Source organism: Mesorhizobium sp. M1348 (assembly GCF_040317925.1).
Lineage (GTDB): Bacteria > Pseudomonadota > Alphaproteobacteria > Rhizobiales > Rhizobiaceae > Mesorhizobium.
Genome location: NZ_JAMYLH010000044.1, coordinates 23985 through 37137, shown reverse-complemented (window position 1 = coordinate 37137; position 13153 = coordinate 23985). Strand labels below are relative to the sequence as shown.

General features: G+C 59.1%; 13 protein-coding genes. 7 read left to right on the top strand and 6 right to left on the bottom strand.

The genetic code is table 11. The annotated features are described in order from the left end of the window. Positions 1-813: 813 nt before the first annotated feature. Together NKH13_RS33465 and NKH13_RS33460 are read right to left on the bottom strand one after the other, a co-directional pair. Positions 814-1122 (bottom strand): response regulator transcription factor, encoded by a 309-nt coding sequence (locus NKH13_RS33465; protein ID WP_352917096.1) that lies wholly within the window; start codon positions 1120-1122, stop codon positions 814-816. After that, positions 1067-1549 (bottom strand): autoinducer binding domain-containing protein, encoded by a 483-nt coding sequence (locus NKH13_RS33460; RefSeq protein ID WP_352917094.1) that lies wholly within the window; start codon positions 1547-1549, stop codon positions 1067-1069. Before NKH13_RS33460 ends, NKH13_RS33465 begins: the two co-directional genes overlap by 56 nt. Positions 1550-2277: 728 nt before the next feature. Here NKH13_RS33460 and NKH13_RS33455 point away from each other — a divergent pair. Beyond that, positions 2278-3297, top strand: coding sequence for a hypothetical protein (locus NKH13_RS33455; protein ID WP_352917092.1), 1020 nt, complete (start codon positions 2278-2280; stop codon positions 3295-3297). A 521-nt stretch (positions 3298-3818) separates the two neighbouring features. Here the strand turns inward: NKH13_RS33455 and NKH13_RS33450 are convergent. Both NKH13_RS33450 and NKH13_RS33445 read right to left on the bottom strand, forming a co-directional pair. After that, positions 3819-4097 carry a hypothetical protein gene (locus tag NKH13_RS33450; protein WP_352917090.1) on the bottom strand — a complete coding sequence of 93 codons (279 nt, stop codon included), beginning with the start codon at positions 4095-4097 and terminating at the stop codon, positions 3819-3821. Further along, positions 4094-5164: an acyltransferase family protein gene (locus tag NKH13_RS33445; RefSeq protein ID WP_352917088.1), complete on the bottom strand. Its 1071-nt coding sequence runs from the start codon at positions 5162-5164 to the stop codon at positions 4094-4096. Before NKH13_RS33445 ends, NKH13_RS33450 begins: the two co-directional genes overlap by 4 nt. A 67-nt stretch (positions 5165-5231) precedes the next feature. On the opposite strand from NKH13_RS33445, the gene NKH13_RS33440 reads away from it, so the two are divergent. From NKH13_RS33440 to NKH13_RS33430, 3 genes are read left to right on the top strand one after another with little or no spacing between them, the layout of a single operon-like run. Further along, a complete protein-coding gene (locus NKH13_RS33440; RefSeq protein WP_352917086.1) occupies positions 5232-5822 on the top strand; it encodes a hypothetical protein in 591 nt (196 codons plus the stop codon). A gap of 58 nt (positions 5823-5880) precedes the next feature. Next, complete coding sequence (locus NKH13_RS33435; protein WP_352633004.1) at positions 5881-6390, top strand: hypothetical protein; 510 nt, start codon at positions 5881-5883, stop codon at positions 6388-6390. Between the two features lies 1 nt (position 6391). Beyond that, positions 6392-7090, top strand: a complete 699-nt coding sequence (locus NKH13_RS33430; protein ID WP_352633003.1) for a transglycosylase SLT domain-containing protein — start codon at positions 6392-6394, stop codon at positions 7088-7090. Positions 7091-7135: 45 nt separating this feature from the next. On the opposite strand, the gene NKH13_RS33425 is transcribed toward NKH13_RS33430, so the two are convergent. Continuing rightward, the gene (locus tag NKH13_RS33425) at positions 7136-7468 is read right to left on the bottom strand and encodes a hypothetical protein (protein ID WP_352493588.1); all 333 of its coding nucleotides are present in this window, start codon (positions 7466-7468) and stop codon (positions 7136-7138) included. Positions 7469-7613: 145 nt separating this feature from the next. Further along, a complete protein-coding gene (locus NKH13_RS33420; protein ID WP_352567017.1) occupies positions 7614-8066 on the bottom strand; it encodes a helix-turn-helix domain-containing protein in 453 nt (150 codons plus the stop codon). Positions 8067-8659: 593 nt separating this feature from the next. Between NKH13_RS33420 and NKH13_RS33415 the strand changes: the two genes are divergently transcribed. The 3 genes from NKH13_RS33415 to NKH13_RS33405 all read left to right on the top strand — a co-directional run bounded on the left by NKH13_RS33415 (position 8660) and on the right by NKH13_RS33405 (position 12830). Beyond that, entirely contained in the window at positions 8660-9001 is a 342-nt protein-coding gene (locus NKH13_RS33415) for a hypothetical protein (RefSeq protein WP_352917083.1), read from the top strand. Positions 9002-9624: 623 nt separating this feature from the next. Continuing rightward, entirely contained in the window at positions 9625-10377 is a 753-nt protein-coding gene (locus tag NKH13_RS33410; protein WP_352917081.1) for a DUF7146 domain-containing protein, read from the top strand. Between the two features lie 1214 nt (positions 10378-11591). After that, complete coding sequence (locus NKH13_RS33405) at positions 11592-12830, top strand: DUF1173 family protein (protein ID WP_352603857.1); 1239 nt, start codon at positions 11592-11594, stop codon at positions 12828-12830. Positions 12831-13153 lie beyond the last annotated feature (323 nt).

Here is a 13153-nt window from a genome sequence, read left to right as displayed (position 1 = left end):
TCGTTCGTACCGCCCTCCAGGACGCGGCCTCGGTCGCCGGCCTGCTGGTCACCACCGAAGCCATGATCGCGGAGGCTCCGAAGAAGGAGTCGGCTGGCGGCGGTATGCCTAGCGGCATGGGCGGCGGCGGCATGGGCGGCATGGGTGGCATGGGTGGCATGGGCTTTTAAAGGTCCACGCATCTCGACAATTTCGAAAGGGCGGCAAGCAATGCCGCCCTTTCTTCGTGCCGTTGCGCCGGTTGTCGGCGACCCGCAAGCCGGGGGATACGCCCGCCAAGGGTATGCTTATGTTTGAACGGATTCTGCCTTTTTCCTGGGGCTGGCCTTACTGTTGGGCAGCAGCTGCGCGCACAGCGATGATGGTACAGTGATCATTCCGAGATCGCTTGATGCCAGGCGATTCTTTGACAAAGAGCCGCCATGCCTGCAGCAGCGGCGGATCGAAGCCAGCGTGTTCCCGGTTGCGCCACAGGAGCCGGAGAGACTCGAACCGCGCCGTACGGCAAGTCTCAAGATATCGAACAGACGGGCATCGCCGGCCGCAAGTCCGCCGCTCTCCTCTTCCGAGCCACACAAGCCGCTTGTCTGCAAGAACATCAGCGAGTCCGGCAAGCGGTACCGTGTGGTTTGCGAATAGGACACTTGGTTTGGCCAGCATTCTACCCTTGGAGCGTCGCGGTGCCTTTCCGGATCAGGTTGTCCAGAGCGACGCCTCTCTTCTTTCCCCATGATCCAGTCGTTCTAGCATTCCCAGCTTCACGAAACGGAACGAGTTTTGCCGGCGGCTTCCCGCGAAGCGCTTGGCTACCGATCAGAACAGTCTTTGAAAGAAAAGGCCGCGCTCTGCCGCGATCGCAACCGCATGGGCCAAGCTTTTGGCACCAAGCTTTGCCCGTGCCAGATCAAGATGAAATCGGACCGTGCGAGGGGATAGCGACAGTATCTCTGCGGTCCGTTTGACCTTCTCTCCCCTCGCGTACCATTTCAGGCATTCGATCTCTCTATCGGAGCAGACAGTCGGATGGCGTGGCCTTCCTTGGATTCGACCTATAGCATTGTGAAATTCACCGGCGAGATGCTGGAAGTCGCGAACCTCGGATTTGAGAAACGTCTGCCACACCGCTGCGTTCTCGTTGCTCGTCCGTCAGAATGCCGCGGTCGCCGTCGACACCCCTAACCGGGAACGTGACGCCATGCTTCCCGACACCATGTTCCCTCGCTTCACCGAAGAACGTGCGCACGGGCTTGTCCGATAGGTCGATCTCCTTCCAATCAACCAATTTCACAGCACGCAGCCCATAGCGAAGCACGGGATCGATGTCGAAAAAATCCTTCTCGATGTAGCGTTTCACCCAGTCAGGCGAATAGGTGGTCACATAGAACGGCTTACTCGGTTCCTCGTAAACCGGCCTGACGGTAAGAAAGGCCGCCGTCTCAAGACCGTAACTTTCGACAATTGTGTTCAGAAGGTCCGCCGCGTCCGCAGGAGAGGCAACTGCGTGAATACCCTCCGTCACGTCGTGAAAATTTGAGTCAAATCTCGCCATATCCAGCTTACCTCCTTGCTATCGACGCGCCTCTCCAGCCATTCGCGCGGCTATCGAACTAGGTTGCTCCTCGCTGGATTCCAGCGTCTCACGACCTCTCAAAAGTGACAGGGAAACCGCCAGTATACATAGGTTGCAACCCGCATTATTCCAGATTGGATGACCACAACCCGGCGTGGAGGAAACGCCTTGGATACGATTTTACTTTCGTCGAACGATGTGGGTCGGCAGACTAACCCTACGCGTACCTCGCGCCGTGCATCACATCGGAGTTCCGGAACGGACGACCACGAAATTTGCCGTCTCTGCTCGGAGCTAAAACAATTAGACGCTGATCGGGAAGCTCTTTTTGCTTTCTTCCCCCCGCCTGCGCCGGGCAACGCTGCGCAGAGCAGGCAGTTTTTCACAAAGCTGAACTCGATTACGGCTCGCTATTTAGCGCTCGAACAGCGGCTTTGAAAGGCTCGCAGCGATATCAGGCAGGCCGGCCACGAAGCCGCTGAGTTCGTCCAGCGGATGCCGCTGCGACCGCCACGGCATAGCGCGCATTCAGAGTATCGATTGCCTGATGGCCCCGCGTCAAGTCGACACCGAGGCCCTGCCCGGCACATCGGGCGCGGATCCGGATACGAGCACCCTCCTCCCCTCGCGGGATATGAGTCAGAGACACTTGCACAGCGATTTGCAAGATAGTTTACTGACTCAATGAATCTGAAGCGGAGTGATCCATGGGGAATCAGCAATCAACTTTTGCTTCGTGCACCTATCGCGGCGTCGACGGCTGCGACCTGGGCCAGACCGCGACGCTGGGAAAGCAGGCGTTGCCTTGTGGCGTTGTCGCCATGGCATGGCTCGTAACCGCCACCTTGAAAAAATGGCTTGTCTGCTTGCCGGTCCGGAATGACGCAGCTGTCATCGTCGCGCGTTGTGCAACCAGCGAAATGGCCGACGTCGCCGGCGAAAGGCTGAAAGCAGGCGTAGCCGTCACCCTCCCCGATGATCTCGATCGCCGCATCCCCCCTCTACGCCCAGATCGAGCGTCAGGCTCGCAAAACCCATCGCGGCATTTGGGCCAGCACCTTCCAGATGCCTTGGCTTCACCGGAAATTCTCACCCGCAAACCCATGACCCCCGAGCACGATATGCGTTCTTTTCGTCACATCCTCCACCTCGTAGCATCCGCGGCCTTGCTCGCCGGTTGCGCCGAGCGAGTGCCGGATGCTTCACATTCGGCCGGCCCCGTTTCGGCTACGGACTCCTATTGGAAGCCTGATCGGGTCAGTCGCAGCCGGCAAGAATATGCGCCAGACTGGGGGCGCTTCCCGCCGGTCATTACCCGGCGAGCCGGCTACCCAACCGAAGCTCAGGCGAATAACGCCCTGCGCCGCTCGCATTGGAGCTCCGTGCCTGTGCGCACGCTCATCACCAAGGAAGGCGTCAAGACGATCTCCGTCCCCGCGGAAGCCCCGGACACGATCGCTGCAGGCGTTCGCGTCTTTGCCTGCCGACCCGGAGCGCTCAACGGCTATACTGGCCGCATGCAATTTTACGACGGCCCCGTCGTCGCCTGCGCTTCCGACCTCCTGTCTGCCGATGGTCGCGTGCTCGCCCGAGTACCCCTCAATTTCTACTACTGGCAGAAGGCTTGGCGCGTCCAAGACCCGAGGCCGTCCTACAAGTCTGTCCCGTGGGCTTACCAGGAACTCTCGCCGCCCAAGAGCAAGGGATGGTTCGGCGACCGCTACTAAGCGGCGGCCGTCACACTGCCGCGTGTCGGCTGGCCAGATGCGCACAGAAGCCGACGGCCAAACCAACGGCGCCGGCGTCGGCAGATTGTCCGCGGGCGTATGAGAGATACGCTGCGAGCGGCTTTTACGACGCTCCGGATGTGTCGTCACGCAGCGTGCCAATTCACTACTGCGTCTCTTCGTGCAGATCCCAGTACGAAGATTGCGACGACCGTCTTCGGCGACTTCGAGCGTATTGCGTGTGGTCGCGCCAGCAGTCATGGCGACCTTCACGCATGGAGGCCGCATCGCTCACCTCCGGCCGAAAGATCATGCTTTCCTATGCGAGACCGATCCTGTCGTTCGGCCAAAGCGTTTTGCAAGGCTTTAGTTCAATCTCTTTCCTGGCGAAATCATTGTCAGTGGCATTGCTGACGGTCGTCCACGAAGATCAAACTGCGGATATCGTGCATTCAGCATTCCGGGGGATCGAGCGGCAGGCCGCACAGCCCCCCAACATGGTAGCTACTTCGCGGTCGAAGTCATCTACCGGTCAGGTTCTGCTCTTCTGCTGGGAGCTCGCTTCGCACGAACACGTCCAGCACTTGCGCGATATCGACCCCTGACGGCGATGCGTTGCGCACCATACCCCTCGATACCGCCGAGCGCATGGCTCCAACGACGCAGCATGCCGCGACGAGCGCTGCCACGGCATCGCCGTCGGTCTCGGTCAACAGCTGCTCCGCCAGCGCCCTCGCTCCTCGCGGAATTTGATCGACATCTTCACCACCAAGCGACCACTGACGATTTTCTCCCGTCACGGCGACACCTCCCGGACTGTTCGATTTGACCATTGGCGGCCGAGCTGGCGGAGCGGATCTCCGATTGCCACCGTCAGCACTTGAGACAGCCCGATCGCGCCGGCGATCGAGAGCGTTGCCGTCGCCGGAGCGTCCAGGAATTGGCCAAGCGACCAGTTGAACAGCGCCAGCACCGGCAGATGGATCAGATAGAGGGCATAGGAGATGCCTCCCAAACGGCGCAGCATCCGCCCCGGCCAGTTCACAGAATCATCCCGCAAGGTCGCCCTTGTCACGATCCACCCGCACATCAGCGCCAGCACGGCAGTCGCCACGCCATGCATCGCCGGCGGCAAGATCGCCAACATGAAGGCCGCGATCGACATCCAGAACGCCGCTTCCATGTTGCCGATCACCCGCAGGTGTTCCGCCAGACGGGGCCATGCGCTTGTGCCCATGGTTGCTCCGATCGCCAGCCCGACCGCGATTGCATCGATGCGGAACGTCCAAAGCGTTCCGCCCCAAGGCCGCAGCGTGAAGGTCCCGACCACGAGAACGAGTCCGGCCAACGCGACGAGCGCCCGCCGCGGTAGCAAGAACACCAGGAGCGGAGCCACTAGATAAAATTGCATCTCGGCGGCAATCGACCAGAATGGCCCAAACGCAAAGGCGTTCCCGCATCCTGTGGCGCCCCCGAAACAGCGCGCCCAGTGCGCATTCGAGATGAAGGCGAATGCCGCCTTCGCGTCTGCAGGCTCAACGCCGCTTCCCGGGATGATCAACCCGATCGAGAGGATGGCGCCGACGCACCAGGCCAGCGGCACAATCCGCATAGCACGCCTGACATAGAAGGCGGAGGCCGCCTCGAGCGCACCGCGCTCGAGGCGCAGGCTTCGCAATGAGCGTTCCACCACCATGCCGGAAATCACAAAGAACAGATCGACCCCGACGCTCCACGCCGGCGCAAACAGCAGAACGGCGACCGTCCCGCCTTCTCCGAAGACCGGCCCGACATGCGACAGCACCACCAGCCCGATCGCCAGGCCTCGCAATTCATCCAGCCCCGATAGGCGGGCTTTTTGTTCCATCCAAATATCACGCTCGACAATCATCACAACATTGATTTAATCATAGGGCACACAAGCGAGGCAAGGAATGCATGGACGCCTGACATTTGTCGCAGTCGCGGCTGCCCTTAGATTGGCGCCCCACGCTTCGGCCCAGTCGCTCACGCATGATCCGAACGCCTGGCGGGCCGTCGCCTATGCCGATCTCGAGCTCCCGAACTCGGAAGCCGTGCCCTACGCCTCCCTATGGGCCGACCGACTGAAGAAGAACAACGACGCCTACGTGGCCAAGGGCGATACGCGCTTTGCGGTCGCCAACGCGCCGGCTTCCGAGAGTCACATCGTCGTTCGCAGCCCGACCAAAACCGTCGTCCTCTCGGTCCTGCACACGCTCACCGGCTGCTCGCCGATCCGCACCGACCCTGTCGGCAATGCCATACTGAAACGATGCCCCATGCGCTTGGCGATCTACCAGAACGGCCGATCAACGGTCGCTGACGCTGGCTCCGGCTGTTTCATCGAATATGGCGCGCAACCGAATAACGTCCGCCCCGACCTCGCTCGGAATGGTGCGATGGGTGCATATGATGTTCAGGCCAAAAGCATTCGCGCCGGCATCGTATTCCAAGGTGAAATCGCCCAGGAATGCCAATTCCGGGTCCCTGTCCCGCAACCCTAGAGGAAGCAGCCCACGCCGTTGTGTTTGGGCAACCTCGATATCCCCAAGGAGCGCAATCATGATCGGCACGGAGAACCTGACGTTATTCAGGACACCAGCCAGCCACCGGCCATCGCCAACGGATCAATGCTTCCCTGACGGCGCGCGATGCGCGGCCTTGACCGCGGCTCCTGCCGGCGGCCACGGCGGAATGATGTTCCGGAGATCTGCCATGGCCAGCCGGACAATCTTAGCGACACTAGCCGTCTTGATCTCGCCGGCAATCGCGCAAGCACTTGATCCGCTCAAGGCTCCGCAGGGATCATATGTAGCGTCCACGCACACATGTGCCGATCTCGACCAAGGCGTCGGCGCTCTCGAACTTGCCGAGTTCGACGGCGACGCAATCACCGTCGGCGCAAGCACCTGCAAGATAGCAGGCACCCGTCATGCAGACGATGCGTTCCAAGCCTCATGTACCGAGCGTGGCAGCAGCTCCCCGGTCATCACGCCGATGAAGATTACGCGCCCATCCAGCAACGCGCTCTCCATCAATGGCACCATCTATAATTTCTGCCCGGGGAAGTAAGATGCTGCGTCCCTTCCCAATACTCCTCTCCGCGCTCCTGGTCGTTGGACAAGCGCCTGTTGCGCAAGCGAATTCCTTCGATCAGGATGCAAGTTCTTGCGATCTCCATGACAAAACAACCTTGCGTTCCCTTTGTACGAACGGTGCGGGTCTGCCGAGCTATCCGTCCACGCAAGAGATGACGGAGCGCAGCCCGAACATCGCCAATATGATTGTCGACGCCGCCAACAAGTATGGTGTTGATCCCAAGCTCGCTCTTGCCGTGTCCGCTCACGAAGGCGCGATGTCAGCATGTGCCGGCTCCTTCAGTGGCGTTCTTGGACCGATGCAGCTTACGGGGGCGACCGGCCGGGCCTACGGAATGGATCGGGGCATCTTGTCCGAAAACATTGAAGGCGGCGTACTGACGCTTCGCGATGCCGTCAAATCGTGCGGCGGCACGTCAAGTATTCGCTGCCTCGCCGATCGTTACAACGGCAGCACTGAAAGCCAGCGCCGTAACTGGACGAACGACGTAAACCGCCGCTATGCCGCCCTCAATTCGGCCGGCCAATCCATTCCTCAGGGATGCGGCGCGCAAGCGGTCTGCCAAATGGGACCAGGCGACTTTCCGACGCCCAACGGTGGTGACACAAAACTCGCTTCATCCGCTCCCGGTCCCGCCGGCAGCGACATCAACGTTGCCCCTGGTCAGGTGTGACGCCGTCTCACCATTGAGGGCCATGCCCCCGTCGGCCCGCCGACTTCAATGGGAGAGATTGCGCGACGAGAGCTTTACAAATCCCCGTTTCAGATGGCTTGCCAACTCCTGGCGCACATCATCAGGCCATTGCTCCATCACAACGCAGTTCACTTCGGCCGCAACCAGCGACCAGTACAGCAGATCCGCGTATTGTCCTTCGAACAGAGCCGCCACGATGAACTGTCCGATCACCAAGGTGATCGTCTCGGGCTTGCCTTTCTTCCGCAGAAATTCCGAAACCTCTTCCACCCATGGTTTCGGGTGGCAATCGACAAACGCCGCCACTTCCTTATAGAGCGCATTGTCTCCTGCGACTTGCCAGATATTCGCTTGCATCGTGAACCCTTCAGCAAAATGATGCCTTTGCATCGAGGCTGGCGGATTTCTTGGTGCGAGTCAAAGAAATATACAATAGATTTTCTGCCAATCGTAGCAAATGAATCCACGCTGGTAGTTTAGCATCTTCTACTTTTTCTTGTATCTACTGGTTTGCCCTGCGTCCCTTTTTGGCTGGAGGCAGCCGCTTCTTCTCGGAGGTTGCCCCAGCGGGGCTGGCTGCCTCTTTCAAAGAAGGAACACCACTGAACTCCGTCATCGAGCGCTTCACAGCACGCGTGGCCTCAATATGCCGCGCAATCTCGGTGAAGCTGAAGCCGAAGGTCTCGATGTCCCGCTTCACGCTGTCGTCGTCACCAGTCCGACCAATGAGCGTCCACACCGGAACCTTGAGGTGTCGCGCCAGCCGCTCCAAGGTGACCAATGTCGGGTTCCCCTTCCCCGCCCGCAACTGGTAGAGCGTGCCGCGCGATAGCCCCGTAGCGTCGGCAAAACTCGCATAGTCCGGGTACTCGTTCTCGATTTGGCGAAGTCGCAGCGCGAGCAGGATCGAAAGCCAACCATCGCTGTCTTCTGTCTTGTTTTTAAATATCGGCACAGCTGCCCCCCTGCTTATCGGTCGGAATATGACGGCCATTTTTTTGCAGAATGTCTAGTGCTCAGGGCTTGTAGCCGAAACGATAACTCATTGCCCTATTAAAGTGTGGCGGCATCCTCCCCATACTCCCGCAAAGTGACGGCGTACAGCAATCGTTCCAGATGCAGATAGCATTTGACGATCTGCATGCCCTGTTGAAAATGAATAATTAAATGAATCCGGTTGGATGTCGCGGGCCCTCTTACTAATGATTTTGTCGTGTGCCACCTCATCTGGAGGGACAACCCTGATCCGACCACTTCGTATGACCTTGTTCAGGTCGACCACAGGCGAGACCTCGACGCCAGTGGTTCTGGCGATTACACTCTGAGACGGGGCCGCAAGGCTTGCCCCGGAACCAATCTCTATGCCTGTTCGAGATGGAAATGGCGCCGGGTAATACTCTGAAGCCGATACCGCCAAAAACGGCACCATGCCCCCAGCCTTCGAAAACGCTTGATCCATGAGGGGTCATCCTATCTCCATTGATCATTATAATGACGATCAATCTGTGATATTATAATGATCGACATCGGAATAGGAGAATCGCTGTCATGTTCATGAGGTTCGCGTTCGCAACTTTCGCCGGCGGCGTGCTCGCTTTCTTCGCCCTGCCCGATCAGGAAGCCGGCCTTCGCATGCTCAGCTTTTCCACTGCTTTCTTGATCCTGTCCCTCGCCGCCGTCTGTGCCATCAAATTTCTAACCCACAGTATCGGACGTCATCGTCTTCGCTCGTCGTTACAACTGTCGCGCTGTGATGACGATCTTTCTTTGCATGACGCTGCAAAGTTCGAGCGCTCCGCTTGGTCAACGTCCGGCGTCAACCCCCAGGATCCGAAACTGGCCTGGCAGTACCGCGTCAATGATCAGCGCCTTGGCCGCTTCAAACTCTAACAGGCTCTCCTTGCCAGGATCTGCTCAATCACGCACACAGACGATCCTGCTATTCCGCCAGGTCTGTGATCTCCTGATACGATAGCCCCAAATGATTCGAGGCTTGCGCAAGGCAGCGTCCCGAATTCCCAAAAGGCCCAGACCGAGACGCCCAGGAACGCCGCCAATGTGCCGATCGTCTGAAGGTCGAGTTGCGCGCCTGCTGCGCAGACATCACCATGCTGCGGTTCGCGCGCAAATGGTTCTCGTAATTACCTCATGCAGCGGCTTCTGGTCGTCAACCTCGAGTGATTGCGAATCGCGCTTTCAGCGATGCAGGCTTGGGCTACCTGGCCGAGGCGACCCTGCCGTCAGGACGGCTAAGTCCTGGCCCTTGAAACGCCCCGGCTATTTCGCCGGTGTTGCTGCGCTATTCAATCATTCTATTGATCCGAAAGCGGATTGGCGACATTATCAGGCCCATGACAAAGGTGTCGTGGCCAAGCGCTGCTCAGGTATATCGCGCTTTAGGAGGGTTCCCGGCGCGCGGGAGCTACTTGTGCCGTTGCCCAGTACCAAGTCACGGGCAAGGGAAAGGCGACCGCCATCCCTCCCTCTCTGTTCGTGACGGGGATTATCGTCTTATGCTCTACTGCTTTGCAGGTTGCGATCCCGTCGACATCGAGACCGCCATTGCGGACCTGGATTTGTCGAAGCGCGCGGCCGAGCCTCTGCGTCGTGTTCGTCCGGCGGCGCCCAAAACCACGGCAGCGGACGCGCTCGCGCTCTGGTCGAGAGCGATTGCGCTCGCCGGCACGCACGGCGAAGCTTATCTTGCCTCTCGCCGTCTGCCGGCGACGTTGCCAACTTTGCGCTATCTGCCGGATTATCGGTTGGGAAAGAACCGCTTTCCCGCGCTGGTGGCTGCTCTGCAGGCCCCAAACCGTTTGATCTGTTCGGTGCAGCTCACCCTGTTGCACCCGACACGGCCAGAAAAGGCGGCGCTGGACGAGCCGCGCCGCATCATCGGCCCGAGCCGGGGCTTTGCCTTGCGGCTCGCCCCAGCGGCCCACGTCCTTGGTATTGCCGAAGGCTATGAGACCGGCCATGCCGTAATGCTGCGATACGGCCTGCCCGTCTGGTGCTCACTGGGAGCACCACGTTTGCCATTTCTTCAGCTGCCCGAATGCGTACAGCGGATCGTCGTCTTCGCCGATCCGGACAAGCCCGGCCTCATCGCGGCCGAACGCGTTCGCGAAGCCAACCCTGAGCGCCAGGTCCTCATTCACAGACCGCCCGACGACCGGGATTTCGCGAAGCTGTGGGAGGACGATCCGACGCCCGAGACCCTACCCTTGGATCTTCTGCTGCGCGAAACACTCGGCGCAGACACCTGAGCCCCTCGGCGGCCAGCTTGGCCATCAACTTTGATCACAAATTTGGCACCACTTGTTCTGGCGAAGGGTGCCTTCGAGCATCTAGAACCGGCACCAGGTGCGCGCCTATCTCTACTCGACACCCAAGCCTTGGCTTCAGAAGCGCCGAAGTCTTCCGTCAGAGGGTACTGTCGACCACTCGGTGAAGGCGCTAACCCGCGTGCATGAAGAGCACGCGGTCATGTCCTCGTGCCGGATGATCCGACGAAGCTACGCCACTATGGTGACCTCTCAAGACCGGAACCGCGCGCTTGTGACGTTCTGTAATGTGGCGCACGAATTTTGCCGTTTTATATGATCTTTGGAATCCTATTCGTCGCCAAGGCGTTGAAATAAGATCAAACAGGTAAAATCGTTCGATGGTTTCCTCCCATTTCCACCGGACGGTGTTCCTCTCTGAAGGCTTTAACCTTCTTTTGGTCGGGCCAGATCCGAGCCCGACCATTCTTTCTTCCGGGCTTCCTTGTTCAGCGCTGGCGGAACGCGTTTTTCCTGGTGTCAATCATTCGCGACCAAGGCGGTTCGCACTCGCCGCCTCTGCGCTTTTCGAAGGCTACGCAGGGGAGAGGCGGTGCGCGGCGAACGGCGCACCAATATGAGAGAAGCTTCAAGGTCATAGATATTGGCCAGTTCCTGCCTTCGCTCGGCGCCTCGCTATCTCTTCGACCAAAGCGCGCGTGCGGGAAGGAAAACTGAAACTGCCGGAAAACCCGACGATTGCGGGTCTGGTCATTTGGTACTGTCCCTCTCCTTGAAAATGCGGGCCGGAGCCGCAGCAAGGGGACAGAATAGTTATGTATATAAAATCCATAGCGAAAGAGAATTGCGTATTTGTGGCGGCTTGTAAAATTCCCTTCCTCCGCTTTTGGCGTTTGTGAGTTCTCGTTGAGCGACTGTGCAGCGAGGCGCGCCATCGATGAAACAGTTTACGTCAAGGATCGGATTGTCATCATGCTTCACCATCCCAGGCGGATCACGCCGCGGACGGGCTACATCGCCGCCACAGCCGCTGCTTGCCGCTCTATGGTCGCCTACCTGAAACATCAGCCCATTCGAGTCTGCTGGGTTAACCACTGTCAATCTATGGGAAGCATCGTTGAACCCAACGGGTTGAACGAAACACCGGTTCAATGATTTAATCATAAGGCGAACGATCTAAAGTCGGATGGCACCTTATGAGTGACTTTGCTATTCTGGGTCGCACGGTTGGCCCGCAGCACCCGGAAATTCAGACGCTCTTGCGTCAGGCGCGGGATCAGCAGGCTCGGGTCTTGTGTTTGTGTCGGCATCCCGGTGTGCCGATGTACATCGCCGCCGTCGGCGAGGAATTGATCATCAAGCGCATGCCGAACACCGGCAAGGACCATGCGGTCGACTGTGATCGCTATGAACTGCCCCTTGCGCTGTCGGGAAAGGCGGAGATCTTGGGTCAAGCAATCGTCGAGGATCCTGCATCGGAGGCGGCGCGGCTGAAGCTGGCCTTCGCACTGACACAAGGCAGGGCGCGACAGGGATCATCCGGCGAGGGGGCTTCCCACCATACTGTGAAGGCCGATCCGAAGAAGCTCACGCTGCGAGGCTTGCTCGACTATCTCTGGGAAGAGGCTGAGTTGACATTAATGGCACCCGGCTTTGTGGGAAAAAGAAATTGGGGGTTGGTCCGGAAATTTCTTTGGGGCGCGGCCGATGCGAAGTCGAGCCAGAAGTTCCAGTTGCGCGAGCTGCTGTTTATGCCGGCAATGTACTCCCCTGAGCACAAGGATCGCCTGGCAGCGGATCGGGAGCGGGCTTTCGCGGCGGCAGCCAAGGCGAAGCACAAGAAGATCGTGATCGGCATTGTGAAATCGCTCGATCCTGCCCGGTTTGGCGGCAAGCTGTCGATCAAGCATATGCCCGACGCGCCGCTCTTCATGGATGAGAAAATGTTCAGGGCAGTGCCGAAGCGCTTTGCAGCAGAATTCGACCTGTGGCGACTGCACGAAAATTCGCACCTGATCGCCATCGCAACGGTCATGCAGATGCCGTCCGGCATTCTGGCGATCGACGAAATCGGCTTTATGAACGTGACGGAGAATTGGATTCCGTTTCAGCACAACGACGAAAAGGAATTGATCGAGGTCCTGACCGGGGAGCATCGGCGATTTGTGAAAACGTTGCGCTACAACGTGCTGCCGGCGGTGCCGATGGCGTTCGGTCTTCTGACCGACGTTGACCAACAGGGAACCGCGCTTTTTGTCGTACCGCACGATGCCAAGGAGGCGGTACGGGCGGAATTCGACCATCTGATTTCAAGCTGCGAGCTCGAGACCTGGCGCTGGGACGCAAGCCGCCCCCGACCGGCGCTACCGGGCAAACAGCAGCGGCTTTCGCCTCCGCCCGGCAGGCAGGCTTTGGAATATCGACCGAACAACTGAAAAGCCGAAGCGCGTGCGAGGCTGCAGCTGTAATTGGACCCAGCCAGGACATAAAAATCGTGAACAAGCGAAAGACAAGATGACGGCAATGATTCGATGCGGTTTGGCGAGGGTCCGTGAGCGCGACGAAGCGCGGACGACGGCTGGCGCACCCGTAGGGGCAGGCTTCGCCTGAGCTTGCGTCTGGCGCCGGCATTTGCGCTGGAAGCGATCGTTTATCGGGGCCGTGACCAGGGAGTGCGAAAAGGAGAAAGCGATGCTGAAGAAATTCGACATGGATCCGGGAACGGGCATCGCCATCGCAACAGTCCTGATTTTGGTGC

Bases quoted from the DNA above. Each gene is read 5' to 3' on its own strand.
- NKH13_RS33415 (WP_352917083.1), top strand. From the start codon at position 8,660: ATGTTCATGAGGTTCGCGTTCGCAACTTTCGCCGGCGGCGTGCTCGCT.
- NKH13_RS33455 (WP_352917092.1), top strand. From the start codon at position 2,278: ATGGGGAATCAGCAATCAACTTTTGCTTCGTGCACCTATCGCGGCGTC.
- NKH13_RS33445 (WP_352917088.1), bottom strand. From the start codon at position 5,164: ATGGAACAAAAAGCCCGCCTATCGGGGCTGGATGAATTGCGAGGCCTG.
- NKH13_RS33405 (WP_352603857.1), top strand. From the start codon at position 11,592: ATGAGTGACTTTGCTATTCTGGGTCGCACGGTTGGCCCGCAGCACCCG.
- NKH13_RS33425 (WP_352493588.1), bottom strand. From the start codon at position 7,468: ATGCAAGCGAATATCTGGCAAGTCGCAGGAGACAATGCGCTCTATAAG.
- NKH13_RS33435 (WP_352633004.1), top strand. From the start codon at position 5,881: ATGATCGGCACGGAGAACCTGACGTTATTCAGGACACCAGCCAGCCAC.
- NKH13_RS33460 (WP_352917094.1), bottom strand. From the start codon at position 1,549: ATGGCGAGATTTGACTCAAATTTTCACGACGTGACGGAGGGTATTCAC.
- NKH13_RS33440 (WP_352917086.1), top strand. From the start codon at position 5,232: ATGCATGGACGCCTGACATTTGTCGCAGTCGCGGCTGCCCTTAGATTG.
- NKH13_RS33410 (WP_352917081.1), top strand. From the start codon at position 9,625: ATGCTCTACTGCTTTGCAGGTTGCGATCCCGTCGACATCGAGACCGCC.
- NKH13_RS33430 (WP_352633003.1), top strand. From the start codon at position 6,392: ATGCTGCGTCCCTTCCCAATACTCCTCTCCGCGCTCCTGGTCGTTGGA.